Below are 23,399 nucleotides of genomic sequence, written 5' to 3'. Positions count from 1 at the left end.
GAAGTGTTCACTTACCCCGGCCACTTTCCGCTAAAATGCCGATAACCGCGCCGATGCATGAGGTCAGCCATGAGCTTCCGCCGCGACACCATCACAAAGCCGATCTTCTCCTGGGCGCGCGGCGTGCTGCCAGCGATGTCCGACACCGAGCGCGAGGCGCTGGAGGCCGGTGACGTCTGGTGGGATGCCGATCTCTTCACCGGCAACCCGGATTGGTCGAAGCTGCTGGAGGTGCCTCAGGCGACGCTCACCCCCGAGGAGCAGGCCTTCCTCAACGGCCCGGTCGACGCGCTCTGCGCCATGCTCGACGAGTGGAAGATCTTCTGGGAATGGCGCGACCTGCCGCAGGAGGTCTGGCATTTCGTCAAGCGCGAAAAATTCTTCGGCATGATCATTCCGAAGGAGTTTGGCGGCCTCGGCTTCTCGCCGTATGCGCATTCGGAAGTGGTGCGCAAGATCTCGACCCGCTCGATTGCGGCGGCCGTCACCGTGATGGTGCCGAACTCGCTCGGGCCCGGCGAGCTTCTGATGCGCTTCGGCACGAAAGAGCAGCAGGAGCGCTGGTTGCCGCGCCTCGCCGACGGCCGCGACATTCCGTGCTTCGGCCTGACTAGCCCCGAAGCCGGCTCCGACGCCGCCTCGATGGTCGACACCGGCATCATCTGCAAGGGCGATTTCGAGGGCCGCGAGGTCATTGGCCTAAGGCTCAACTGGCACAAGCGCTACATCACGCTCGGCCCGGTCGCGACGCTGCTCGGGCTCGCCTTCAAGGCCTACGATCCTGATCATCTCGTGGGCAGCCAGGAAGAGCTTGGCATCACTGTCGCGCTGATCCCGACCAATCTGCCCGGCGTCAAGATCGGCCATCGTCATCTGCCGTCGATGCAAGTGTTCCAGAATGGCCCGAACTGGGGCCGCGACGTCTTCATCCCGCTCGACTACGTCATCGGCGGCAAGGAGAGACTCGGGCAGGGCTGGAAGATGCTGATGACGGCGCTTGCCGCCGGCCGCGGCATCTCGCTGCCGTCGCTATCGGCGGCCGGTGCCGCCTATGCCGCCCGCACCACCGGCGCGTATGCCCGCATCCGCGAGCAGTTCGGCATCTCCATCTCCAAATTCGAGGGCGTCGAGGAGCCGCTCGCGCGCATCGTCGCCACCGCCTACCAGCTCGACGCGGCACGCCGGCTGACCTGCGCGGCGCTGAATGCCGGCATCCATCCCGCCGTCATCTCCGGCATCATGAAGCTGCACGCGACCGAGCGGATGCGCACCGCGGTCGACGACGCCATGGACATCCATGGCGGCAAGGCCGTGATCGACGGTCCGCAAAACTATCTCGGCAATCTGCACCGCGCCGTGCCTGTTGGTATCACGGTCGAGGGCGCCAACATCCTGACCCGCAACCTTATCGTGTTCGGGCAGGGCGCGATCCGCGCGCATCCCTATCTGCTCGACGAGATGAACGCGCTTGCGGACACGAATCGCGAGCGCGGGCTCGCCGCGTTCGACAAAGCGTTCTGGAAACATGTCAGCCATAGCTTCCAGACGCTGTTGCGTGCGTTCGGCCGCAGCTGGAGCTTCGGCGCCTTCGCGCTTGCGCCGGATGCGGGCGATGCAACGCCATTCTACCGCCAGCTCGCGCGCTACTCTGCGGCCTTTGCGCTCTGCGCCGACATGGCGCTGCTCACGCTCGGCGGCGCGCTCAAGCGCAAGGAGATGCTGTCGGCGAGGTTCGGCGACATCCTCTCCGAGCTCTATCTGCTCTCCGCCGCGCTGAAACGCTGGCAGGACGAGGGCCGGCAGAAGGAGGATTTTGCTGCGCTGGAATGGTGCATGGCGACCGGCTTCAAGACCATCGAGAACCGGCTTGCCGAGATCCTCGCCAATCTGCCCAACCGTTTTGTCGCTGTTATCCTCAAGCTCGTGGTCCAGCCCTTCGGCGCGCGGGTGCTCGGCCCGTCTGACCGTGTCGTGCACCAATGCGCAAGTCTCGTGCTGGAGCCATCGGCCGCGCGCGAGCGTCTCACGCCGGATCTCGCCCATGTCGACGACGACGGCGGCTTTGCCCGGCTGGAGCGCGCGTTCAAGCTCGTTGCGGGCACCGATGCGATCGCCAAGCGCATGCGGGCCGCGCACATCCGCGACTGGAAGGATGGCGTCGCCAAGGGCGTGATCACGCAGGCCGAAGGCGAGCAGCTTGCGGCCGCTCATGAAGCCGTCACAAAAGTGATCGAGGTCGATGATTTTGCGCCCGAAGCGCTGTCGCCGATTTACAAGAAAACCGGAGATGTGCATCAGTTCTTCCAGGAACTCGGTGAACAGAGGGCGGCGAGCTGATGGCACGACCGGTTTTCATCGTCGACGGCAGCCGGACGCCGTTTCTCAAAGCGCGTTCGGGGCCGGGGCCGTTCACGCCGGTTGATCTCGCCGTGCAATGCGGCCGGCCGCTGCTGGCGCGTCAGCCGTTTTCACCCGATGATTTCGACCAGGTCATCCTCGGCTGCGTCAACGTGATCGCGGACGAGATGAACCCGGCCCGCGTCGCCGCGCTCCGGCTCGGCATGGGCGAGGACATGGTCGCCTTCACCGTGCAGATCAATTGCGGCTCCGGCATGCAGTCGATCGACACGGCCTACCGCTACATCCGCGAGGGTCATGCCGACATGGTCCTCGCCGGCGGCACCGAGGCGCTGAGCCACGCGCCGCTGGTCTGGCCGAACTCCGGTGTGCGCTGGTTCGCCGGCCTTGCCACCGCCAAGGGCGTGGCCGCGAAGCTCGCTGCCGCCTTCAAGCTGCGGCCGCGCTATCTCAAGCCGATCATCGGCCTCGAGCGCGGGCTCACCGATCCCATCACCGACTTGAACATGGGCCAGACCGCCGAGGTCGTCGGCCATCTCTTCGGCATCACGCGGGCACAGTCCGACGCCTATGCCGCCGAGAGTCATCGCCGGCTCGCGCATGCGCAGGCCGAAGGTTTTCTCAAGGGCGAGGTCGAGACAGCGTTCTCCCGCGACGGAAAATTCTTCGACCATGACGACGGCGTGCGGCCGGACTCGACGGCCGAGACGCTCGCAAAGCTGCGGCCGGTGTTCGAGCGCCCGTGGGGCCAGGTCACCGCCGGCAATTCGTCGCAGATCACCGACGGCGCCTCCTGGGTGATCCTCGCCTCCGACGCGGCGGTCGCAAAGCACAGACTGACGCCGAAGGCTGTCATCGTCGACAGCCACTGGGCCGCGCTCGATCCCAGCATCATGGGACTGGGACCCGTGATGTCCGCGACGCCGCTGCTTCAACGCAATGACCTCACCGTCAAGGACGTCGAGACCTGGGAGCTGAACGAGGCCTTCGCGACGCAGGTGCTCGGCTGTCTCGCCGCCTGGAACGACGACAAATTCTGTCGCGAGATCCTGGGCCTCGACGGCGCGGCCGGCGAGATCGACCGTGACAGGCTCAACGTCGATGGCGGCGCCATCTCGCTCGGCCATCCCGTCGGCACCTCCGGCAACCGCATCGTGCTGCATCTCGTCAACGCGATGAAGCGGCTCGGCACGCGCCGCGGCGTCGCGACCGAATGTATCGGCGGCGGGCTCGGCGGCGCCATGCTGATCGAGGCGGTGTGACCATGGATTCCAGGATCATGACCGCGCTCGGCGACCGCGTGCTGGAGCTTGGGCCCAGGCCCGCGACCGACAGCCCCTACAAGCACTTCAAGCTGACGCGCGATGCCGACGGCGTCGCCTGGCTGCTGTTCAACCGCGCAGATGCCAGCGCCAACACGCTGTCCGCGGACGTGATGGAGGAGTTCGATGCCGTGCTCGCGGCGATCGAGACCGAGCGTCCCGCGGGCCTCGTGATCCGCTCGGCAAAGCCGTCCGGCTTCATTGCCGGCGCCGACGTCAACGAATTCCGCGGTGCCAGCGATCCCGAGATGGTCGAGACACGCATCCGCGCGGCGCATGCCGTGGTCGATCACCTGGAAGCCTTGAGGTTGCCGACGGTCGCGGTCATCCATGGCTTCTGTCTCGGCGGCGGGCTGGAGGTCGCGCTGGCCTGCCAGTCGCGCATTGCGATCGACGGCGCGCGCTTCGGCTTCCCGGAGGTGATGCTCGGCCTGCATCCCGGCCTCGGGGGCACCGCGCGCTTCACCGCGCTGGTGAATCCGACGCAGTCGATGGCGCTGATGCTGACCGGCCGCACCATCGATGCGCGCCGCGCCAGATCGCTCGGCCTCGTCGATACCGTGACGCAGGAGCGGCACGTCCGCAACGCGGTGAAGGATGCACTGTTCGGCCGTCTGAAGCGGGCGCGTCCGGACCTTCTGACTCACGCGGCCAATTTCGGTCCCGTGCGCGGGCTGCTGGCCAGGCGCATGCGCTCGGAGGCGGCGAAGGCCGCGCCCCGCGAGCATTATCCGGCGCCTTACGCGCTGATCGATCTCTGGGAGACCCATGGCGGCAGCAAGGCCGCGATGCTGAAGGCCGAGCAAGCCTCGTTCGCCAGGCTGATGGTGACGCCGACCGCGCAGAATTTGATCCGCGTGTTCTTCCTGCGTGAGCAGATGAAGAAGACGGCCGGCGGCGGCAATTCGGTCAAACATGTTCACGTCATCGGCGCCGGCGCCATGGGCGGTGATATCGCGGCCTGGTGTGCGGGGCAGGGGCTGCGCGTCTCGCTCGCGGACATGAAGGCGGAGCCGGTCGCCGGCGCGTTGAAGCGCGCCGCTGAGCTTTACGGCAAGATCATCCGCAAGCCGACCGAGGTGCGCGACGCGCTGGATCGTCTGATCCCCGACATGGACGGCGAGGGTGTCCGCAACGCCGATCTCATCATCGAGGCGGTGCCGGAAAAGCTCGAGCTGAAGCAGAAGGTCTATGCGGGCCTCGAGCCGAAGATGAAGCCGGGCGCGATCCTTGCGACCAACACGTCGAGCATTCCGCTCCAGGATCTGCGCACCACGCTGGCGCGGCCCGATCGTCTCGTCGGCCTGCACTTCTTCAACCCGGTGTCGCGGCTGCAGCTGGTCGAAGTCGTCAGCCATGACGGCAACGACGCGCAGGTGCTGAAGGAGGCGCTCGCCTTCGTCGGCGCGATCGACCGTCTGCCGCTCTCCGTGAAGAGCTCGCCCGGGTTCCTCGTCAACCGTGCGCTGACGCCCTACATGCTGGAGGCGATGGTGATGCTGGATGAGAGGATCGACCAGCGCCTGATCGACGCGGCGGCCGAGCAGTTCGGCATGCCGATGGGGCCGATCGAGCTCGCCGACCAGGTCGGGCTCGACATCTGCCTCGACGTCGGCGACATGCTACGGACCAAGTTCGGCGATCTGCTCCCGCCGACGCCGGCCTGGCTGCGCGAGAAGGTCGCCAAGGGCGAGCTTGGCCGCAAGACGGGCAAGGGTTTTTACACCTGGAAGGACGGCAAGGCGGAGAAGGCGCCGTTGTCCGAGACCGGCCCGCGCGTCACCGACCAGATGATCGACCGCCTGGTGCTGCCGATGTCCAATGTCTGCGTCGCGGCACTCCGCGAAGGTATCGTCGACGATGCCGATGCGGTCGACGGCGCCATGATCTTCGGCACCGGATATGCACCGTTCCGCGGCGGTCCGCTGAACTACGCGCGCATGCGCGGCGTGGAAAATGTCGTATCCACCCTGCGCGCGCTGGCCGAGCGATTCGGCGGGCGCTTTGCGCCCGATCCGGGCTGGGACAATTTTAGGTGAGACCGACATGACCGAAACGTCCGACACCGAGCCGCGCGGCGATCTCTGCATTCGCACGCTGGCAATGCCCGCCGACACCAACGCCAACGGCGACATCTTCGGCGGTTGGCTGCTCAGCCAGATGGATGTCGGCGGCGGCGTGTTCGCATCAAAGCTCGCGCGGTCGCGTACGGTCACCGTGGCGATCGAGGCGATGAATTTTCGCAAAGCGGTCTATGTCGGCGATCTCGTTTCGGTCTACGCCAATCTCGTCCGCGTGGGCCGCACCTCGATGACCGTGCATCTCGAAGCCTGGGCGCTGCGGCGCAGGGAGCTCCAGCCGATCCTCGTCACCGACGGTCATTTCACCTACGTCTCGATCGATGATGACGGCCGTCCGCAAGCGATCCAGCGCAACGATCCGCCGATCGCGACGTAATCGCGCGCGACGCTCTGCCCTATCTCACGCAAACTTGCGGCACGCCAAACGCGGCGCGACTGAGTCACCGCGTCGCGGCTTCGCCAAGAACAAGTCATAAAACGGATGAGGTCCCGGCGTACTCAATTGCGTGTCGATTCGGGGTGGAAACGGCCTCAAATGCTCAGGAACCTTTGGGCAGGATTGCCGTTATTTGCCCGCACTGAGGAATCTACGGACCATGCCGGACAGCTACATTATTGAAGTCGACTCGCAAACCGCAGGTATCGTCGTTCGTTCTCAGGGAGGCTATTGTTTCTTCGCCTCGTCGCACCGCTTCAATCGCCTTGAAGGCCAGCTCTTCCGCAACGCACGCGAAGCCGAGCGTGCCGCGCGCAAGCTGGTTAACGGCGATGTGAAGGAAGCGGCGTAGGCGCCTTCCGCTGGTGATTTCTGACGCGCAAAGCGTGGTCGGAATTTTTTGCAGCCCTTGATGCCGCTGCCTTTTCCTTCTCCCTTCATGTCCGCCGAAGCCTTGGCGAAGGCGGATGTGGGAGAAAGTGGCGCGAAGCGCCGGATGAGGGGTTGTTTCCGCGAATTCAATCGTGAGAGGGTCGCCCGCGAGGGCAACCCCTCATCCGTCTCGCCGCTGTCGCCATAGCCGATGCAAAGCATCGGCGTTCTCAAGAACGGCGGCCGAAGGCCGCCTATGCCACCCTCTCCCACAGGGGGAGGGGGTAAGAGCGTCGATCACAACTTCGTCGCGGAGCGTGACAACAGCTTCCAATCGTCGCCCTGCTTCAGCCAGTTCATCAGGATATGAAGGCTGTTTGCCACTTTCTGTCCGCCGGTCATCATCTCGGCCAGCCAATGGAAGCGCACGATCGCGACGGGGCCGACGATCTTGATGGTCGGGTCCTTGTACGTAATCGACAGGAACTCCGTCTTGCCGTCGGTGGCGTTGGCGATAAAGGCCGCCTTATCCTCGAGGAAGCCGCTGGAATGGCTGTAGCTCAGATCGTCCGCGCACAGCGCGCGGAGGGCCTTCGGATCGGCCGCGATCTGGGCGAGGCGAAATGCCTCGACGTTTCTTGCCACCGCCTCGTGGTCCGTCGTGGCAGCATGGTCGCGATTCAGTGTCATCATATCCTCCGTCCTTGATCTTGCGCCCACTGTTGCAGCCGCACTTGATTGTGTCGAGCGCCAGGTCGCAATCGTCGTCGCAATACGCTGCATTGCGCCAGGCGGCGCGATTTCTGACGCGCAAAGCGTGGTCGGAATTTTTTGCAGCCCTTGATACCGCTGCCTTTTCCTTCTCCCCTCATGTCCGCCGAAGCCTTGGCGAAGGCGGATGTGGGAGAAGGTGCATAGGCCGCCTTCGGCGGCCTATGCTAAGAGAACGCCGAAGCAAAGCTTCGGCTATAGCGTCGGATGAGGGGAGCCTGAATCTGCGAATTCAATTGTGAGAGGTCTGCTCGCGGAGGGACTCACCCGTCTCGCCGCTACGCCGCGAGCCACCCTCTCCCACAGGGGGAGAGGGAAAGAATCGCAATCACAACTTCGTCGCAGCCCGCGACAGCAGCTTCCAATCGTCGCCCTGCTTCTGCCAGTTCATCAGGATGTGAAGATTGGTCGACACTTTTTTCCCATCGGCCGCCATCTCCTGTTCCCCCATCCAGTGGAAGCGCACGATCGCGGCGGGGCCGACGACCTTGATGGTCGGGTCCTTGTACTCGATCGACAGGAATTTTGATTTGCCGTCGGTGGCGTTGGTGACGAAGGTCGCCTTGTCCTCGACCTTGCCGTTGGAATGGCTGTAGCTCACCTCGTCGGCGCAGAGCGCGCCGAGCGCCTTGGGATCGGCCGCGATCTGGGCAAGGCGGAAGGCCTCGACCTTTTTCGCCACGGCTTCCTCATCCGCCGCGGCCGCCAACGCCGGTGCTGTGAGAGCAAGCGCGGAGACGGCAAGGGTTGAGACGGCAAGAGTCGAGAGAGCCAGATCGCGTCGGTTGATCGTCATCGTTTCCTCCTTTTTGGTCTTGCGCGGAGTGTTGCAGTCGCGCGCGACTTTGTCGAGTGTCGCGTGGCGGTCATGTCGATGCGTCATTGCGCGATCAGGGCTGCATTGATACGTGTTTCGCATTGATGCATCGTGCATTCGGGAAAGTACGGAAATGATCGAGGCCAAAGGGCAGGCGCGGGGGCAAGTGACGGGCAGGGCGCTGCTGTTCGACATCGACGGCACGCTGGCCAACACCGACCCGCTGCACCTCAAGGCGTTCAACCAGGTGCTTGGGCCGCTGGGCCATGTGTTCGATCACGCGCGCTTTTCGAGGGAGCTGCAAGGCTTCGCCAATGCGTCGATCGGCGAGCGCTTTCTGCCCGACGAAACCGTGGAACGGCGCGCCGTGATCCTCGGAGAGAAGGAGGTCGTCTTCCGCACACTTGTCGCCGGACAGATCGAGCCGCTTCCGGGTCTGATGGCGCTGCTCGACCGCGCGGATGCCGCCGGCATTCCCATGGTCGCCGTGACCAACGCGCCGCGTCTGAATGCCGAGCTGTTGCTCTCCGGTCTCGGCATCACGCACCGCTTCAGGGCGCTTGTGATCGGCGACGAGCTGCCGCACGGCAAGCCGCACCCGCTGCCCTATCAGGAGGGGCTGCGTTTCGTCGGCGGCAGCGCGACGGCTTCGATCGCGTTCGAGGATTCCCGCTCCGGCGTGCAGTCGGCGACGGCCGCCGGCATTCCGACCATCGGCATCCGGACGAGCCTCAGCCATGCCGACCTTGTTGGCGCCGGCGCGGTTGCCTCCGCCAGCGCGTTCGACGATCCGGAACTGCTCGCGCGTCTCGCCGCCGCGATGGCATGGTGAGAGGCTTTGTCCGTTAACCGTGATCGCTGAGCGCATTGACCGAACGTGCGAACCGCCGCACCATGCGCTTTCCTGATTTGAGGCCATCGCCGTGACCGGATTGACCCGTCGCCAAGCCGAAATCCTCAACATCGCGCGCGCCTCGGGGCGCGTCATGGTCGAGGAGCTCGCGCGCCGGTTCGAGGTCTCGGCGCAGACGATCCGCAAGGATCTCAACGATCTCTGCGAGCGCCGCTCGCTGACCCGTATCCACGGCGGCGCCATCATCGCCTCCGGCGTCGAAAACCTCGCCTACGAGGCGAGGCGGTTCGTCGCCGCCGACGAAAAGAAGGCGATCGGTGCCGCGGCCGCCTCGCTGATCCCGAACGGCTGCTCGCTCTTCATCAATATCGGCACCACGACCGAGGAGGTGGCGAGCGCGTTGACCTCGCACGAGGACCTCCTCGTCATCACCAACAATCTCAACGTCGCGATGCTGCTCTATCGCCATCCCCGCATCGAGGTGGTGGTCGCCGGCGGCACGGTGCGGCGCGCCGACGGTGCCGTGGTCGGCTCGACCGCGACGCAGCTCATCGGCCAGTTCAAGGTCGACTACGCCATCATCGGGGCGTCCGCGATCGACGAGGAGGGCGCGCTGCTCGACTTCGACTATCGCGAGGTGCAGGTGGCGCAAGCCATCATCGCCAATGCCCGCAGCGTCATGCTGGTTGCCGACTCCACCAAGCTGCGCCGCAGCGCGCCGGTGCGCATCGCCCATATCACCCAGATCCAGACCTTCGTGACTGACCAGGAACTGCCCGAGCGCCTCGCCACCATCTGCCACAGCAAGGGCATCGAGGTGATGGCGGCAATGCCGAAGGATGCGGCGGATATCGATGATGCGCAGGCCGAAGCGCAGGATGCCGCGCCCGAAGCCGCGCCGGTGGTCCGGCTGAGATAGCGGCTTAGGCGTCGCTCCATGGGTCGAGCAGCGGAACGCCGAAGGCCGCAAAATCTTTCACATTGCGTGTGACGAGCGTGAGATCGTTGGCGAGCGCGGTGGCCGCAAAGAAGCCGTCCATCACGGACAACGCAACGCCATTGCGACGGCTCTGCGCCATCAGGTCGCCCCAGCGCTCGGCGACCACGTGGTCGATCGGCAGGATGCGCTGCGCGAACCGAGCCGGCAGGTCGTGGGCGAGCCAAGCGGCCAGCGCGGCGCGCCGACGGCCATCATCCAGCAGGGCGATACCGCGGCGAAGCTCGGCGATCGAGGCAGCGCTGATGAACGCGCGATCCTCATCGACCGTATCGAGCCATGCCAAGACTTTCGCGGAAGGCGCCGGCCGCTGAACCTCCGACAGCACGTTGGTGTCGAGGAGCAGGTTCACGGCATCTCGTCGCGCGGTTCGTCCTGCACCCGTTCAAGTTCGAGGTCGGCACCGCGCAGCGGCGAAGCTAGCAGGAATTCAGCTAGCGTGCCTTTGCGTGCCGTCTTTCGCGCCCATTCATCCGCGGAAACGACCACCGCATTGGGCCTGCCGTGTCGGGTGATGATCTGGGGGCCAGTTTGGGCGCGATCGACCACCTCGGACAGGCGTGCCTTGGCATTGGCGAGCGTCCACGTGTCAGTCGGGGGCGAATCGGGGGCGGTGCTGCGGTCTGTCATGCCGAATATAACTAATGTGACTATTATGACTATATTGGCTCTACGTGACTATTCAAGATCGTATTGCGGTTTCGATTGGCGTCCGAACTGCCCATTTCCACGGCTGATTGCCCACCAGAAAGTTCCTCTTTCACTTCCTTTCGCCTCTCTTTCATCTTGCTTTCGCTTTTCGGTGTGATCTAATCAAAAACGAAAGTAGTCGCTCGAAGGAACGAGCGGTCGCCGGGGGATGCGTCTATTGGAGCGTATTTTCGACCTCGCCATTATCGGAGGCGGTGTTAACGGCTGCGGCATCGCGCGCGACGCGGTGGGCCGGGGCAACACGGTTTTCCTGTGCGAAATGAACGATCTGGCGAGCGGGACCTCGTCCTGGTCGACCAAGCTGGTGCATGGCGGCCTGCGCTATCTCGAATATTACGAGTTTCGCCTGGTCCGCGAGGCGCTGATCGAGCGCGAGATCCTTTGGGGCATCGCGCCCCATATCATCCGTCCCCTGCGTTTCGTTTTGCCGCATCACGCCGGCCTGCGTCCGGCCTGGCTGCTGCGCCTCGGCCTCTTCCTCTATGACCATATCGGCGGCCGTCATCTATTGCCGGCGACGCGTTCGGTCGATCTCAGGCGAGACGAGGTTGGCCGTCCGCTGATCCCGAACCGCTACAGCCGCGCGTTCGAATATTCCGACTGCTTCGTCGACGACGCCCGTCTCGTCGTGCTCAACGCGCGCGATGCCGCGGACAAGGGCGCCGAGATCCGCACCCGCACCCGCGCGACGGATATCAAGCAGTCCGGCGGCATCTGGACCGTCAGCATGGTCAACACGCTGACCGGCGAGCGTTCGCAGGTCCAGGCCCGCGCGGTGGTCAATGCCGGCGGCCCCTGGGTCGAGGATGTGCTCGGCCGCGGCGCCGGCGTGAACGCGAAAGCCAAGGTGCGCCTGGTGCAGGGCTCGCACATCGTGGTCAAAAAGCTCTACGACCACGACCGCGCCTACATGTTCCAGAACGCGGACGGCCGCATCATCTTCGTGATTCCGTACCAGGACGATTTCACGCTGATCGGCACCACCGATCGCGATTATGACGGCGATCCCGCCAAGGTGAAGGCGACGCCCGAAGAGATCGAGTACCTTTGCGCCGCCGCGAGCGAGTATCTTGCCAAGCCGGTGACTTCAGCTGACGTGGTCTGGACCTATTCCGGCGTGCGACCGCTTTATGACGACGGCGCCAGCGAAGCCAAGGCCGCGACGCGCGATTACGTGTTCGAGCTCGACACACCCGGCGGCGTGCCGCTGCTCTCGATCTATGGCGGCAAGATTACGACCTACCGCCGGCTCGCCGAAGAGGCGCTGGAACGGCTCGCACCCTATCTTCGCAGTGCGAAAGCGCGCGAAGGCTGGACCGGCAAATGGCCGCTGCCCGGCGGCGACATGGGCGTGTCCGACGTCGACGGCCTGATCGCCGAACTCCAGCGCGGCTATCCCTTCCTCAGCCATGAGCATGCGCGGCGCCTCGCGCGCGCCTATGGTACCCGCGCCATCAAGCTGCTTGGCGATGCCAAGTCGGCCGCCGATCTCGGCCAGGCCTTCGGCGCGACACTGACCGAACGCGAGGTCCGCTACCTCATGGCCAATGAATGGGCGGTCACGGCGGAAGACATCGTCTGGCGCCGCTCCAAACTTGGCCTGCGACTATCTGCCGACGAGGTTGCCGCATTGAACGACTGGATTGCAACCCACGCTGTGCCGCAAAGTCCCCTGCTGGAAGCGGGAGGACGCCCATGACCGTGACGCTCGATCATGTGACCCGGACCGTCGAGGGGATACCGCACATCCGCGACGTCTCGCTGACGCTCGAGAGCGGCACGCTCAACGTGCTGCTGGGGCCGACGCTGTCAGGCAAGACCTCGATCATGCGGCTGCTCGCCGGCCTCGACAAGCCGACGACGGGCAAGGTGCTGGTCAACGGCAAGGACGTCACCGGCGTCGACGTGCGCAAGCGTTCGGTCGCGATGGTCTATCAGCAGTTCATCAACTACCCCTCGCTCACGGTCTACGAGAACATCGCTTCACCCTTGCGCGTGCAGGGCAAGCCGCGCGAAGAGATCGAGAAGCGCGTGGCGGAAGCCGCGCGGCTGCTCCGGCTCGAGCCGTTCCTGAAACGCACGCCGCTCCAGCTCTCCGGCGGCCAGCAGCAGCGCACCGCGATGGCGCGCGCGCTGGTGAAGGGCGCCGATCTCGTGCTGCTCGACGAACCGCTCGCCAATCTCGACTACAAGCTGCGCGAGGAGCTTCGTACCGAGCTGCCGCGCATCTTCGAGGCGTCCGGCGCGATCTTCGTCTATGCCACGACCGAGCCGACCGAAGCGCTGCTGCTTGGCGGCAACACGGTCTGCATGTGGGAGGGGCAGGCGCTCCAGATCGGCGAGACGCCGAACGTCTACCGCCGTCCGCAGACGCTGCGTGTCGCCCAGGTGTTCTCCGATCCGCCGCTCAACCTCGTCGGCATCGAGAAGAAGAACGGCTCTGTGCAATATGCGGGCGGCATCGCCGCGCCGGCCTCCGGTCTCTATTCATCGCTCGCCGACGGCGCCTATCGCGTCGGCTTCCGCGCCCATCAGCTCGCCCTCGCCAACGGCGAGACCGACCGCCACGCCTTCCATGCCACGGTGACGGTGACCGAGATCACCGGTTCGGAGAGTTTCGTGCACCTGACCCGCGACGGATCGAACTGGGTGGCAGTGCTGCACGGCGTGCACGAGTTCGAGCCTGGCCAGACCATCGATGCCGTGCTCGATCCCAATGATGTCTTCGTCTTCGACGCGGCCGACCGTCTGGTCGCCGCGCCGAGCTCGTAAGGGGGAGATGCGACATGGCCCGCATTGACCTCGTCGATCTCGCCCACTCTTACGGCGGCAATGATGCGCCGCAGGAAAGCTTTGCGCTGAAGCCGGTGACCATGACCTGGCGGCAGGGCGGTGCTTACGCGCTGCTCGGCCCGTCCGGCTGCGGCAAGACCACGCTGCTCAACGTCATCTCCGGCATCATCACGCCGTCGCGGGGGAAAATCCTGTTCGACGGCCAGGACATCACACCGCTGTCAACCCAGAAGCGCAACATCGCCCAGGTGTTCCAGTTTCCGGTGATCTACGACACCATGACGGTGGGGCAGAACCTGGCGTTTCCGCTGAAGAACCGCGGCGTGCCAAAGGCCGAGATCGACAAGCGCGTCGCCGAGATCGGCCGCCTGCTCGACCTTGAGCCCTATCTCAATCGCAAGGCGACGCGCCTCACGGCGGATGCCAAGCAAAAGATCTCGCTCGGCCGCGGCCTGGTCCGCTCCGACGTCGCCGCCGTGCTGTTCGACGAGCCGCTGACCGTGATCGATCCCGAGCTGAAATGGCAGCTCCGTTCCAAGCTGAAGGCGCTGCATCGCGAGCTCGACCTGACGATGATCTACGTCACCCACGACCAGACCGAGGCGTTGACCTTCGCCGACACCGTCGTCGTCATGCATGACGGCCGCGTGGTGCAGAGCGGCACGCCCGCCGAGCTGTTCGACAAGCCGGCGCACACGTTCGTGGGCTATTTCATCGGCTCGCCCGGCATGAACATCCTGCCGGCCGAGGTGAAGGGTCGCGAGGCGCGCATCGGCGGCAATGTCATCGCGCTCAACCGCAGCTATGACAACCTGCCTGCCGGCGCCAAGATCGAGATCGGCGTGCGTCCGGAGTTCGTCGATGCCGTCGCGCCCGCACCCGGATTGCTCAGTGCGAAGATCGACCGCATCGACGACCTCGGCCGCATCCGCTTCGCACGCGTCCGCATCGGCGAGGCCAAGATCGCGGCGCGCGCGCCGGCGGGCTTCACCAGCGCGGACGGTACCGCCGGGCTGAAATTCGATCCGGCGCACGTCCACGTCTATGCCGACAGCCTTCTGGTGGAGGGAGCCGCCTGATGGACAAGACCGTCAACCAAAAAGCCTGGTTCCTGGTGCTGCCGGTGTTCCTGGTCGTGGCCTTCTCGGCGGTGCTGCCGCTGATGACGGTCGTGAACTATTCGATGCAGGACACCTTCGGCAACAACCAGTTCTTCTGGAACGGCGTCGGCTGGTTCAAGGAGCTGCTCGATCCCTCGACCGATCTCGGCGGCCGATTCCTCGCCTCGCTCGGTCGCAATCTGTTCTTCTCGATGGTGATCCTCGCGATCGAGGTGCCGCTCGGCATTGTCGTCGCGCTGTCGATGCCGCGTCAGGGCTGGACGGTGGCGGCCTGCCTCGTCATCCTCGCGCTGCCGCTGCTGATTCCGTGGAACGTGGTCGGCACGATCTGGCAGATCTTCGGCCGGCCCGACATCGGTCTGATGGGCTATGTGCTCAATGCGATCGGCATCGACTACAACTACGTCTCCAACGCCGTCGATGCCTGGGTTACCGTCATCGTGATGGACGTCTGGCACTGGACCAGCCTGGTCGCGCTGCTGTGCTACGCCGGCCTGAAGTCGATCCCCGAGGCCTATTACCAGGCAGCTCAGATCGACGGCGCCTCGCGCTGGGCCGTGTTCAAGGCGATCCAGCTGCCGAAGATGAACCGCGTGCTCCTGATTGCCGTGCTGCTGCGCTTCATGGACTCGTTCATGATCTACACCGAGCCGTTCGTGGTGACGGGTGGCGGACCCGGCAACTCGACGACCTTCGTGTCGATCGAACTCGTCAAGATTGCGCTCGGCCAGTTCGACCTCGGCAAGGCCGCGGCGCTCTCGCTGGTCTATAATCTGATCATCCTGATCGTCTGCTGGATCTTCTATACCGTCATGACCAATGCCGGCGCCGAACGCAAAGTCCAGGCCGAGACCGAGCCGGCGACGGAGCCCAAGCCTTCGGCCGTGCTCAAGCCCGTGACTGCACTCAAGCCAAAGGAAGGAGTGGCCTGATGCACTCAATTCCCGGCCGCCGCGTCATCATGGCGCTGTTTCTGATCTTCCTGTTGTTGCCGATCTACTGGCTCGTCAACATGAGCTTCAAGACCAACGCAGAAATCGTCTCGACGATGACGCTGTGGCCGCATTCCCCGACGCTGCAGCATTACAAGCGCATCTTCACCGACGAGAGCTGGTACTCCGGCTACATCAACTCGCTCAAATACGTTGTCCTCAACACCATCATCTCGATCTCGGTGGCGCTGCCCGCGGCCTACGCGTTCTCGCGCTACCGCTTCCTCGGCGACAAGCACCTGTTCTTTTGGCTGCTGTCGAACCGCATGGCCCCGGCGGCCGTCTATGCGCTGCCGTTCTTCAACCTCTATTCGGCGATCGGCCTGTTCGATACGCCGTGGGCGGTCGCGCTCGCGCATTGCATCTTCAACGTTCCGCTGGCGGTGTGGATCCTCGAAGGCTTCGTCTCCGGCGTGCCGCGCGAGATCGACGAGACCGCCTTCCTCGACGGCTATTCTTTTCCGCGCTTCTTCATCAGGATCCTGGTGCCGCTGATCGCGAGCGGCATCGGCGTCGCCGCCTTCTTCTGCTTCATGTTTTCCTGGGTCGAGCTCCTGCTCGCGCGGACGCTGACCTCGGTGCAGGCAAAACCGATCGCGGCGATCATGACGCGTACGGTGTCGGCTGCGGGCATGGACTGGGGCCTGCTGGCCGCGGCCGGCGTGCTTACCATCATCCCGGGCGCCCTCGTGATCTGGTTCGTCCGCAATTACATCGCGAGCGGTTTCGCGCTCGGTCGGGTCTAGGGAGGCATCGATGGAATCTATTGCATGGATGGCCTGGACGCTGCCGACCGCGATCTTCTTCGTGGCGCTCGCCTGCACCCTCGCGGTCATGACGTACCTCGCCGCGGTCAATCCGGAAGCCGAGCGCGTCGGCGTGCTCAGCATTCCGACGACGCGGGGCGACCGCCTCTTCATCTCCCTGATCACGGCGGCCGTCATCCACCTTCTGTGGATTGCCTTCGCCGGCACCGATACACTCGCCACCCTGCCGATCGGCGAGGAAGGTTTTGAGATTTCGAGCCTCTGGCTCGCAAGTGGAATTTCGCTGGCCACGGCCGTGCTCATTTTTCGCACGGTCTGAAGCTCGCGAAGGGACGGCCAGATCCGGGGGCAACCCGGGCCTGTATAAAATTTTGTCGCTGCAACGGAGGAACAACATGCGACAGTTTAGGAGAAGGAAAGGTCCATTGACCAAGAATAGCTTTCTGACCATGTCCAGCGCCGCCGCCATCGTTGCGGTGTCGTTCGCCGTCTCGGCGCCGGTCCGCGCCGCCGACGACGCCGCGATCCAGAAGTGGATTGCGGAATTCCAGCCCTCGACGCTGTCGAAGGACGAGCAGAAGAAGGAGCTGGAGTGGTTCGCCAAGGCCGCCGAGCCCTTCAAGGGCATGGAGATCAACGTCGTCTCCGAGACCATCGCGACCCACGAATACGAGTCGCAGACGCTGGCAAAGGCGTTCTCCGAGCTCACCGGCATCAAGCTCAAGCACGACATCATCCAGGAAGGTGACGTCGTCGAGAAGCTGCAGACCCAGATGCAGTCCGGCAAGAACGTCTATGACGGCTGGATCAACGATTCCGATCTGATCGGCACGCACTTCCGCTACGGCCAGACCATCGCACTGTCGGACTACATGACCGGCGAGGGCAAGGACGTCACCGATCCCCAGCTCGACGTCAACGACTTCATCGGCAAGTCGTTCGGCACCGCGCCGGACGGCAAGCTCTATCAGCTGCCCGACCAGCAGTTCGCGAACCTCTATTGGTTCCGCTACGACTGGTTCACCAACCCGGACTACAAAGCCAAGTTCAAGGCCAAGTATGGCTACGAGCTCGGCGTGCCCGTGAACTGGTCCGCTTATGAAGACATCGCCGAGTTCTTCACGAACGACATCAAGGAGATCAACGGCGTCAAGGTCTACGGCCATATGGACTATGGCAAGAAGGACCCGTCGCTCGGATGGCGTTTCACCGACGCCTGGCTGTCGATGGCCGGCAACGGTGACAAGGGCATTCCGAACGGTCTGCCGGTCGACGAATGGGGCATCCGCATGGAAGGCTGCCGTCCGGTCGGCTCCTCGGTCGATCGCGGTGGCGACACCAACGGTCCGGCCGCGGTCTACTCGATCACGAAGTATCTGGAGTGGATGAAGAAGTATGCCCCGCCGCAGGCTCAGGGCATGACCTTCTCCGAATCCGGTCCCGTGCCGGCGCAGGGCAACATCGCCCAGCAGATGTTCTGGTACACCGCCTTCACCGCCGACATGGTGAAGCCCGGCATCGCCGTGATGAACGCGGACGGTACGCCGAAGTGGCGTATGGCTCCGTCGCCGCACGGCTCGTACTGGAAGGAAGGCATGAAGCTCGGCTACCAGGACGCCGGCTCGCTCACGCTGTTGAAGTCGACCCCGGCTGACCGCCGCAAGGCGGCCTGGCTCTATCTCCAGTTCATCGTCTCCAAGACGGTGTCGCTGAAGAAGAGCCATGTCGGTCTCACCTTCATTCGTGAATCCGACATCTGGGACAAGTCGTTCACCGAGCGTGCGCCGAAGCTCGGCGGCCTGATCGAGTTCTACCGCTCGCCCGCGCGCGTGCAGTGGACCCCGACCGGCAACAACGTGCCTGACTATCCGAAGCTCGCGCAGCTCTGGTGGCAGAACATCGGCGATGCGTCGTCCGGTGCGAAGACGCCGCAAGCTGCGATGGATGCACTCGCGGCCGCTCAGGACTCCGTCATGGAGCGCCTCGAGAAGTCCGGCGTGCAGGGCGCCTGCGGTCCGAAGCTGCACAAGAAGGAGACCGCCGAGTTCTGGTACGCCAAGGCCCAGAAGGACGGCACCATCGCGCCGCAGCGCAAGCTCGCCAACGAGAAGCCGAAGGGTGAGACGGTCGACTACGACACGCTGATCAAGTCGTGGCCGGCATCCCCGCCCAAGCGCGCGGAAGCGAAGTAAGCGGCACGTAGCGTCATCAAACACGAAAGGCCGGGAGCGATCCCGGCCTTTTTTCTGGCGGATGTCGAGAATGGCGATTGTGCCGACTACACACTCGCTGTCATCGCCCGACTTGATCGGGCGATCCAGTATTCCAGAAACGGTCGTGATTGAACCGAAGAGCCGCGGCGTACTGGATGCCCCGCCTTCGCGGGGCATGACAGCGTCATGTGTGGAGAGGAAATTACTCCGCCGGCTCGGTCGCGAGCGTCGGATAATCCGTGTAGCCCTTCGCGCCGCCGCCGTAGAACGTGTTCTTGTCCCAATCGTTCAGCGCCGCGCCCGTCTTCAGCCGCTCGACGAGGTCGGGGTTGGAGATGAACGGCTTGCCGAAGGCGATGAGATCGGCAGCGTTCGCGTCCAGCACCTTGGTGGCGAGGTCGAAGTCGTAGCCGTTGTTGGCGATGTAGGCGCCGGTGAAGCGCTTGCGCAGGCCCGCATAGTCGAACGGGGCGATGTCGCGTGGGCCGCCGGTGGCGCCTTCGACCACGTGCAGATAGACGAGCTTGAGTGCGTTGAGGCCGTCGACGATGTGATCGAACAAGGCCTGCGGATTGGAGTCGGAGAGGTCGTTGGCCGGCGTCACCGGCGAGATGCGGATGCCGGTGCGGTCGGCGCCGGCCTCGGCGGCAACGGCCTTGGAGACCTCGAGCATCAGCCGCACGCGGTTTTCGATGGAGCCGCCGTAAGCATCGGTGCGCTTGTTGGCGCCGTCCCTCGCGAACTGGTCGAGCAGATAGCCGTTGGCGCCGTGGATCTCGACGCCGTCGAAACCGGCCTCGATCGCATTCTTCGTGGCGCGCTTGAAGTCGTCGATGATACCGGGAATTTCAGACAGCTCGAGCGCGCGGGGCTCGGAGACGTCGGCGAAGGTGCCGTTGACGAAGGTCTTGCCCTTGGCGCGGATCGCGCTCGGCGCCACCGGGGCTGCGCCATTGGCCTGGAGATCGACATGCGAGATGCGGCCGACATGCCAGAGCTGGATGAAGATCTTGCCGCCGCGCTCATGCACGCGGTCGGTGACCTTGCGCCAGCCGGCGACCTGGTCCTTGCTGTAGATACCGGGCGTGTCCTGGTAGCCCTGGCCCTGCTGTGAGATCTGGCTCGCTTCGGTGACCAGGAGACCCGCGGAGGCGCGCTGGCCGTAATAATCGGCGGCAAGCGGGCTCGGCACGAACGTGCCGGGCGCGGCACGGTTGCGCGTCAGCGGCGCCATCACGAGGCGGTTGGCCAGCGTGATCGGGCCGAGCTTGTAGGTCTCTAGCAATTTGGTCGGACGGCTCATGGGAATGCTTCCAGGCGGTGACAGATCACGAACACTTGTGCATCGCGACATCAGGCGCAAGGGAGGAGCCATACGGAAAGTGCAGGCGAGCTACGCGGCCTGGTCCGCGTAGCATGATTCATGTGCAATCCCGGCCATGACAGCGGATTTGCGCTGCCACGGCCCGCGATCTCTCAGTTCGCGCCGAGGAAATCGCGCTTGCCGATCTCGACGCCGTTGTGACGCATGATGCCGTGAGCGGTGGTGGCGTGGAAATAGAAGTTCGGCAGCGAGACCCCGCTGAAGAACTGCTGGCCCTTGAGCGTCATGGTCCGGTCCGGGCCCGCCGGGAAGGTCACGTCCTTGGTGTCGGCGCCTTCGAACTGCTCCGGCTTGTACGATTTCACGTAGTCGATCGTCTTGGCGAGCCGCTGCTTCAGCTCCTCAAACGTCTTTTCCGTGTCGGGCATCGAAGGCACCTCGCTATGGGTCAGCCTGGCGCAGCCCTTGGCGGCGAAATCGCTGGCGAGCTGGATCTGCTTCGACAGCGGCAGCATGTCCGGGAAGAGGCGCGAGCCGAGCAGGACGCCCGGGTCGATCTTTTTGGCCGCGCAATGCGCCTCGGCTTTCGTGAGCAGACCGGTCAGGCTGTTCAGCATTTGCAAGTACGCGGGGACGACGGCGTCGTGAAAGGACATGTGATGCTCGCTTGTGAATGGGAGATCTCAGGAGAAACCTGAGCCACTCACATGGGAGCATCACGGAAAATTACAATCGCGAGAGCGGCTTGTGCGGTGCGAAAATTCTACCGGATCATCCCCGCCGGCTGCGCCTGGGCCGTACCGCCGCGCATCCGCGCGAGCAGCTCGGCGGTCGGCCAGGAATCGGCGGGCAGGCCGTATTTGATCTGCATCGCCTTCACGGCGGCACGGCTCTGCTGGCCCAGCACGCCGTCGACCTTGCCGACGTTGAAGCCGGCCTGGACCAGGAGCTGCTGCAATTGCTTGAGCTCGTTGAACGGCAGTTGCGCGACCGGTTGGGCCGGCTTGCGCATCGGAGCCGCGCCCGCGATGCGCGTGGCGAGATAACCCGCGGTGGTCGAATAGATCAGCGAATTATTCCACTCGGTGTAGGCCGCGAAATTCGCATACGCCATGAAGGCAGGTCCGTTGCGCCCCATCGGCAGCAGCACGGACGAAGCGAGATTGTCGTTCGGCAGCGGACGGCCGTCGGGATAGGTGACCCCCAACTGCGCCCATTTCGAGCGCGGCTGCTGCACCGTGAGGTCGGTCTGATCCCAGGGCAGGTTTTGCGGCACCTTGATCTCTTCGAGCCACGGCTCGCCGCGCCGCCACTTCAATCCGTTGGCGATGTAGTTCGCGGTCGAGCCGATCACGTCGTCCTCGCTGCGCAAGAGATCGCGCCGTCCGTCGCCGTCATAGTCGACGGCGTAGTTGACGTAATGCACGGGCAGGAATTGCGTCTGCCCGAGCTCGCCGGCCCAGGAGCCGACCATCTCGTCGGGTGTGAGATCACCACGGTCGATGATCTTCAGCGCGGCGATGGTCTCGTTCACGAACATCTCCGAGCGCCGGCAGTCATAGGCCAGCGACACCAGCGATTTCAGCGTCGGCAGATTGCCCATGTTGACGCCGAAATCGCTCTCGAGGCCCCAGAACGCAGCGATCACCGCCGGCGGCACGCCGTATTCCTTTTCGGCGCGCGCGAACGCAGCCGCGTGGCTCTTGATGTGCTGCTGGCCGTTCTGCATGCGATAGGGCGCGGCCATGCGGCCGGCAAATTCGGTGAAGAGCTGGCCGAACACGCGCTGGCCGCGGTCGCGATTGACGATGCCCTGGTCGTAGACGAGGTAGGGCGAGGCTTCCGATATCGTCCGCTGCGACACGCCGGCGGTAACGGCCTGCTTTTTCACGTCGGCCAGGAAGCGATCGAAGCTCGCGCCATTGTGGCACGAAGCCGCGCGCGGCGACGGGGTTGCGGCTTTGGGCGCGATGGGCTTGGCGGGTGGTGGCGCGAACTGGGCGGAGGCGGGGAGGGCGAAGGCGAGCAGAGCGGCGGCCGCGATCGCAAATCGGGTCTGGAGCATGAGCTTTCCGGCGGGGAGAAGGGCGCGTGTGGAATCTTGCTAAAGCTTAAGTGAATTGAGCGCCTCAAACCATCCCTTCGTCATGGCCGGGCTTGTCCCAGCCATCCACGCCTTTCGGGGCTTGTGTAGAGGAAGAACGTGGATGCCCGGGCCTTCGCCGCGCCGAAGCGGCTTCGGCCGCGCAGGCGGGACAAGCCCGGGCATGACGGAAATGCAATGTTGGGCATAGCCGCGGCCCCGCGACGCACCTTGAAACCTTGCACCCGGGCCGGGGTCATCCCTACCTGAATGGCGCCGGCCAGAGGTTTGCCCGCGGCCGCCCTGGGAGACGGCCATGAACTATCTTCGTACCGCAATGCTGCTCGCCGGCCTCACCGCCCTGTTCATGGGCGTCGGCTATCTGATCGGCGGCGCCGCCGGCGCCATGATCGCGCTCGTCATTGCCGCCGCGACCAATCTCTTCACCTACTGGAACTCCGACCGCATGGTGCTCCGCATGTACGGCGCCCATGAGGTCGACCGCGCCAGCGCGCCGGAGCTGGTCGGGCTCGTCGCCGAGCTTGCGGGCCGCGCCTCGCTGCCGATGCCGCGTGTGTTCGTGATGGACGAGGCGCAGCCCAACGCGTTCGCGACCGGGCGCAACCCGCAGAATGCCGCGGTCGCCGTCACCACCGGCCTTGTGCATCAGCTCAGCCGCGAGGAACTTGCCGGCGTGATCGCGCACGAGCTCGCGCATATCAAGCATCACGACACGCTGCTGATGACTGTTACCGCGACCATTGCCGGCGCGATCTCGATGCTGGCGCAGTTCGGCATGTTCTTCGGCGGCCATCGCGACAACAACGGCCCCGGCATCGTCGGCTCGATCCTGATGATGATCCTCGCCCCGATCGGCGCCATGCTGGTGCAGATGGCGATCAGCCGCACCCGCGAATATGCCGCGGACAATCTCGGCGCGCGCATTGCGGGCCAGCCGATGTGGCTGGCGTCGGCGCTGCTGAAGATCGAAGGCGCCGCGCACCAGGTCCCGAACTACGATGCCGAGAGAAACCCCGCGACCGCGCACATGTTCATCATCAACCCGCTGTCGGGCCATGGTGTGGACAATCTGTTCGCCACCCATCCTTCGACGCAGAACCGTATCGCGGCGCTCCAGCAGCTCGCGGCCGAGCTCGGCGCGCAGGCATCTCCGTCGGTCGGCGCCAACGAAAACTATCCGCCGCGGAGCCCGTGGGGGCAGTCGTCCTCACGCGGCCCTTCACCCGGTCCTTCCCGTGGCCCTTGGGGCTGATGCGGAACCGGCCGGAATCGCGCCCGGCTTTGTGACCGGCTTTTGTGACCTGGCGCACACAGGATGGTCCCGGCCGGTGTTAACACCATGGCGAGACTGTTCCTTCGAAAGGGGA

The 23,399-nt window shown here is 64.6% G+C and carries 22 protein-coding genes; 15 read left to right on the top strand and 7 right to left on the bottom strand.

What is annotated here, in order from left to right:
- Positions 1-69: 69 nt before the first annotated feature.
- The 5 genes from AB7G19_RS33775 to AB7G19_RS33755 all read left to right on the top strand — a co-directional run bounded on the left by AB7G19_RS33775 (position 70) and on the right by AB7G19_RS33755 (position 6,549).
- Positions 70-2,337 carry an acyl-CoA dehydrogenase gene (locus tag AB7G19_RS33775; protein ID WP_085398539.1) on the top strand — a complete coding sequence of 756 codons (2,268 nt, stop codon included), beginning with the start codon at positions 70-72 and terminating at the stop codon, positions 2,335-2,337.
- Entirely contained in the window at positions 2,337-3,620 is a 1,284-nt protein-coding gene (locus AB7G19_RS33770) for an acetyl-CoA C-acetyltransferase (RefSeq protein ID WP_085398538.1), read from the top strand. Before AB7G19_RS33775 ends, AB7G19_RS33770 begins: the two co-directional genes overlap by 1 nt.
- Positions 3,621-3,622: 2 nt before the next feature.
- The gene (locus tag AB7G19_RS33765; RefSeq protein WP_085398537.1) at positions 3,623-5,719 is read left to right on the top strand and encodes a 3-hydroxyacyl-CoA dehydrogenase NAD-binding domain-containing protein; all 2,097 of its coding nucleotides are present in this window, start codon (positions 3,623-3,625) and stop codon (positions 5,717-5,719) included.
- Positions 5,720-5,726: 7 nt separating this feature from the next.
- Entirely contained in the window at positions 5,727-6,137 is a 411-nt protein-coding gene (locus AB7G19_RS33760; protein WP_085398536.1) for an acyl-CoA thioesterase, read from the top strand.
- A 220-nt stretch (positions 6,138-6,357) separates the two neighbouring features.
- Positions 6,358-6,549 (top strand): hypothetical protein, encoded by a 192-nt coding sequence (locus tag AB7G19_RS33755; protein ID WP_028134810.1) that lies wholly within the window; start codon positions 6,358-6,360, stop codon positions 6,547-6,549.
- Between the two features lie 317 nt (positions 6,550-6,866).
- Here AB7G19_RS33755 and AB7G19_RS33750 read toward each other — a convergent pair whose 3' ends face one another.
- Positions 6,867-7,262, bottom strand: coding sequence for a nuclear transport factor 2 family protein (locus AB7G19_RS33750; RefSeq protein ID WP_094183814.1), 396 nt, complete (start codon positions 7,260-7,262; stop codon positions 6,867-6,869).
- A 406-nt stretch (positions 7,263-7,668) separates the two neighbouring features.
- Positions 7,669-8,136: a nuclear transport factor 2 family protein gene (locus AB7G19_RS33745; RefSeq protein WP_085398540.1), complete on the bottom strand. Its 468-nt coding sequence runs from the start codon at positions 8,134-8,136 to the stop codon at positions 7,669-7,671.
- Between the two features lie 154 nt (positions 8,137-8,290).
- Here AB7G19_RS33745 and AB7G19_RS33740 point away from each other — a divergent pair, with 154 nt between their 5' ends.
- Together AB7G19_RS33740 and AB7G19_RS33735 are read left to right on the top strand one after the other, a co-directional pair.
- Positions 8,291-8,989 (top strand): HAD family hydrolase, encoded by a 699-nt coding sequence (locus AB7G19_RS33740; RefSeq protein ID WP_085398535.1) that lies wholly within the window; start codon positions 8,291-8,293, stop codon positions 8,987-8,989.
- Positions 8,990-9,080: 91 nt separating this feature from the next.
- Positions 9,081-9,929 (top strand): DeoR/GlpR family DNA-binding transcription regulator, encoded by an 849-nt coding sequence (locus tag AB7G19_RS33735; protein ID WP_441268738.1) that lies wholly within the window; start codon positions 9,081-9,083, stop codon positions 9,927-9,929.
- Positions 9,930-9,933: 4 nt separating this feature from the next.
- Here AB7G19_RS33735 and AB7G19_RS33730 read toward each other — a convergent pair whose 3' ends face one another.
- Together AB7G19_RS33730 and AB7G19_RS33725 are read right to left on the bottom strand one after the other, a co-directional pair.
- Positions 9,934-10,359, bottom strand: a complete 426-nt coding sequence (locus AB7G19_RS33730) for a type II toxin-antitoxin system VapC family toxin (RefSeq protein WP_085398534.1) — start codon at positions 10,357-10,359, stop codon at positions 9,934-9,936.
- On the bottom strand, positions 10,356-10,637 hold the full coding sequence (locus tag AB7G19_RS33725) for a type II toxin-antitoxin system Phd/YefM family antitoxin (RefSeq protein ID WP_028148610.1): 282 nt from the start codon (positions 10,635-10,637) through the stop codon (positions 10,356-10,358). Before AB7G19_RS33725 ends, AB7G19_RS33730 begins: the two co-directional genes overlap by 4 nt.
- Positions 10,638-10,866: 229 nt before the next feature.
- On the opposite strand from AB7G19_RS33725, the gene glpD reads away from it, so the two are divergent.
- The 7 genes from glpD to AB7G19_RS33690 all read left to right on the top strand — a co-directional run bounded on the left by glpD (position 10,867) and on the right by AB7G19_RS33690 (position 18,583).
- Positions 10,867-12,417, top strand: coding sequence for a glycerol-3-phosphate dehydrogenase (glpD, locus tag AB7G19_RS33720; protein ID WP_085398533.1), 1,551 nt, complete (start codon positions 10,867-10,869; stop codon positions 12,415-12,417).
- Positions 12,414-13,490, top strand: a complete 1,077-nt coding sequence (locus AB7G19_RS33715) for an ABC transporter ATP-binding protein (RefSeq protein WP_085398532.1) — start codon at positions 12,414-12,416, stop codon at positions 13,488-13,490. Before glpD ends, AB7G19_RS33715 begins: the two co-directional genes overlap by 4 nt.
- Before the next feature lie 14 nt (positions 13,491-13,504).
- A complete protein-coding gene (locus AB7G19_RS33710) occupies positions 13,505-14,590 on the top strand; it encodes an ABC transporter ATP-binding protein (RefSeq protein WP_085398531.1) in 1,086 nt (361 codons plus the stop codon).
- Positions 14,590-15,564, top strand: a complete 975-nt coding sequence (locus AB7G19_RS33705) for a carbohydrate ABC transporter permease (RefSeq protein ID WP_085398530.1) — start codon at positions 14,590-14,592, stop codon at positions 15,562-15,564. The genes AB7G19_RS33710 and AB7G19_RS33705 overlap by 1 nt, the downstream gene beginning before the upstream one ends.
- Entirely contained in the window at positions 15,564-16,370 is an 807-nt protein-coding gene (locus AB7G19_RS33700) for a carbohydrate ABC transporter permease (RefSeq protein ID WP_085398529.1), read from the top strand. Before AB7G19_RS33705 ends, AB7G19_RS33700 begins: the two co-directional genes overlap by 1 nt.
- Before the next feature lie 10 nt (positions 16,371-16,380).
- Entirely contained in the window at positions 16,381-16,710 is a 330-nt protein-coding gene (locus AB7G19_RS33695) for a DUF2160 domain-containing protein (RefSeq protein WP_085398528.1), read from the top strand.
- Between the two features lie 130 nt (positions 16,711-16,840).
- On the top strand, positions 16,841-18,583 hold the full coding sequence (locus AB7G19_RS33690) for an ABC transporter substrate-binding protein (protein WP_247314660.1): 1,743 nt from the start codon (positions 16,841-16,843) through the stop codon (positions 18,581-18,583).
- Between the two features lie 223 nt (positions 18,584-18,806).
- Here the strand turns inward: AB7G19_RS33690 and AB7G19_RS33685 are convergent, their stop codons facing one another.
- From AB7G19_RS33685 to AB7G19_RS33675, 3 genes are all read right to left on the bottom strand, one after another.
- Entirely contained in the window at positions 18,807-19,907 is a 1,101-nt protein-coding gene (locus AB7G19_RS33685) for an alkene reductase (protein ID WP_354080076.1), read from the bottom strand.
- A gap of 173 nt (positions 19,908-20,080) precedes the next feature.
- Positions 20,081-20,584, bottom strand: a complete 504-nt coding sequence (locus AB7G19_RS33680; protein ID WP_063985181.1) for a DUF1993 domain-containing protein — start codon at positions 20,582-20,584, stop codon at positions 20,081-20,083.
- Between the two features lie 107 nt (positions 20,585-20,691).
- Positions 20,692-21,993 carry a lytic murein transglycosylase gene (locus tag AB7G19_RS33675; protein WP_085398223.1) on the bottom strand — a complete coding sequence of 434 codons (1,302 nt, stop codon included), beginning with the start codon at positions 21,991-21,993 and terminating at the stop codon, positions 20,692-20,694.
- Positions 21,994-22,327: 334 nt separating this feature from the next.
- Here AB7G19_RS33675 and htpX point away from each other — a divergent pair, with 334 nt between their 5' ends.
- Positions 22,328-23,284 (top strand): zinc metalloprotease HtpX, encoded by a 957-nt coding sequence (gene htpX / locus AB7G19_RS33670; RefSeq protein WP_085398222.1) that lies wholly within the window; start codon positions 22,328-22,330, stop codon positions 23,282-23,284.
- Positions 23,285-23,399: the final 115 nt, after the last annotated feature.

It is taken from the genome of Bradyrhizobium sp. 215_C5_N1_1, assembly GCF_052075935.1.
Taxonomy (GTDB): Bacteria; Pseudomonadota; Alphaproteobacteria; order Rhizobiales; family Xanthobacteraceae; genus Bradyrhizobium; species Bradyrhizobium barranii.
This window is presented reverse-complemented; position numbering and strand designations above follow the sequence as displayed.

What these genes read in the sequence shown, in the direction of transcription:
- AB7G19_RS33750 (WP_094183814.1), bottom strand. Translation starts at nt 7,262, where the DNA reads ATGATGACACTGAATCGCGACCATGCTGCCACGACGGACCACGAGGCG.
- AB7G19_RS33745 (WP_085398540.1), bottom strand. Translation starts at nt 8,136, where the DNA reads ATGACGATCAACCGACGCGATCTGGCTCTCTCGACTCTTGCCGTCTCA.
- AB7G19_RS33715 (WP_085398532.1), top strand. Translation starts at nt 12,414, where the DNA reads ATGACCGTGACGCTCGATCATGTGACCCGGACCGTCGAGGGGATACCG.
- AB7G19_RS33770 (WP_085398538.1), top strand. Translation starts at nt 2,337, where the DNA reads ATGGCACGACCGGTTTTCATCGTCGACGGCAGCCGGACGCCGTTTCTC.
- AB7G19_RS33760 (WP_085398536.1), top strand. Translation starts at nt 5,727, where the DNA reads ATGACCGAAACGTCCGACACCGAGCCGCGCGGCGATCTCTGCATTCGC.
- AB7G19_RS33690 (WP_247314660.1), top strand. Translation starts at nt 16,841, where the DNA reads ATGTCCAGCGCCGCCGCCATCGTTGCGGTGTCGTTCGCCGTCTCGGCG.
- AB7G19_RS33700 (WP_085398529.1), top strand. Translation starts at nt 15,564, where the DNA reads ATGCACTCAATTCCCGGCCGCCGCGTCATCATGGCGCTGTTTCTGATC.
- AB7G19_RS33710 (WP_085398531.1), top strand. Translation starts at nt 13,505, where the DNA reads ATGGCCCGCATTGACCTCGTCGATCTCGCCCACTCTTACGGCGGCAAT.
- AB7G19_RS33725 (WP_028148610.1), bottom strand. Translation starts at nt 10,637, where the DNA reads ATGACAGACCGCAGCACCGCCCCCGATTCGCCCCCGACTGACACGTGG.
- AB7G19_RS33685 (WP_354080076.1), bottom strand. Translation starts at nt 19,907, where the DNA reads ATGAGCCGTCCGACCAAATTGCTAGAGACCTACAAGCTCGGCCCGATC.
- AB7G19_RS33675 (WP_085398223.1), bottom strand. Translation starts at nt 21,993, where the DNA reads ATGCTCCAGACCCGATTTGCGATCGCGGCCGCCGCTCTGCTCGCCTTC.
- AB7G19_RS33765 (WP_085398537.1), top strand. Translation starts at nt 3,623, where the DNA reads ATGGATTCCAGGATCATGACCGCGCTCGGCGACCGCGTGCTGGAGCTT.
- AB7G19_RS33775 (WP_085398539.1), top strand. Translation starts at nt 70, where the DNA reads ATGAGCTTCCGCCGCGACACCATCACAAAGCCGATCTTCTCCTGGGCG.
- AB7G19_RS33755 (WP_028134810.1), top strand. Translation starts at nt 6,358, where the DNA reads ATGCCGGACAGCTACATTATTGAAGTCGACTCGCAAACCGCAGGTATC.
- AB7G19_RS33740 (WP_085398535.1), top strand. Translation starts at nt 8,291, where the DNA reads ATGATCGAGGCCAAAGGGCAGGCGCGGGGGCAAGTGACGGGCAGGGCG.
- AB7G19_RS33680 (WP_063985181.1), bottom strand. Translation starts at nt 20,584, where the DNA reads ATGTCCTTTCACGACGCCGTCGTCCCCGCGTACTTGCAAATGCTGAAC.
- glpD (WP_085398533.1), top strand. Translation starts at nt 10,867, where the DNA reads ATGCGTCTATTGGAGCGTATTTTCGACCTCGCCATTATCGGAGGCGGT.
- AB7G19_RS33705 (WP_085398530.1), top strand. Translation starts at nt 14,590, where the DNA reads ATGGACAAGACCGTCAACCAAAAAGCCTGGTTCCTGGTGCTGCCGGTG.
- AB7G19_RS33695 (WP_085398528.1), top strand. Translation starts at nt 16,381, where the DNA reads ATGGAATCTATTGCATGGATGGCCTGGACGCTGCCGACCGCGATCTTC.
- htpX (WP_085398222.1), top strand. Translation starts at nt 22,328, where the DNA reads ATGAACTATCTTCGTACCGCAATGCTGCTCGCCGGCCTCACCGCCCTG.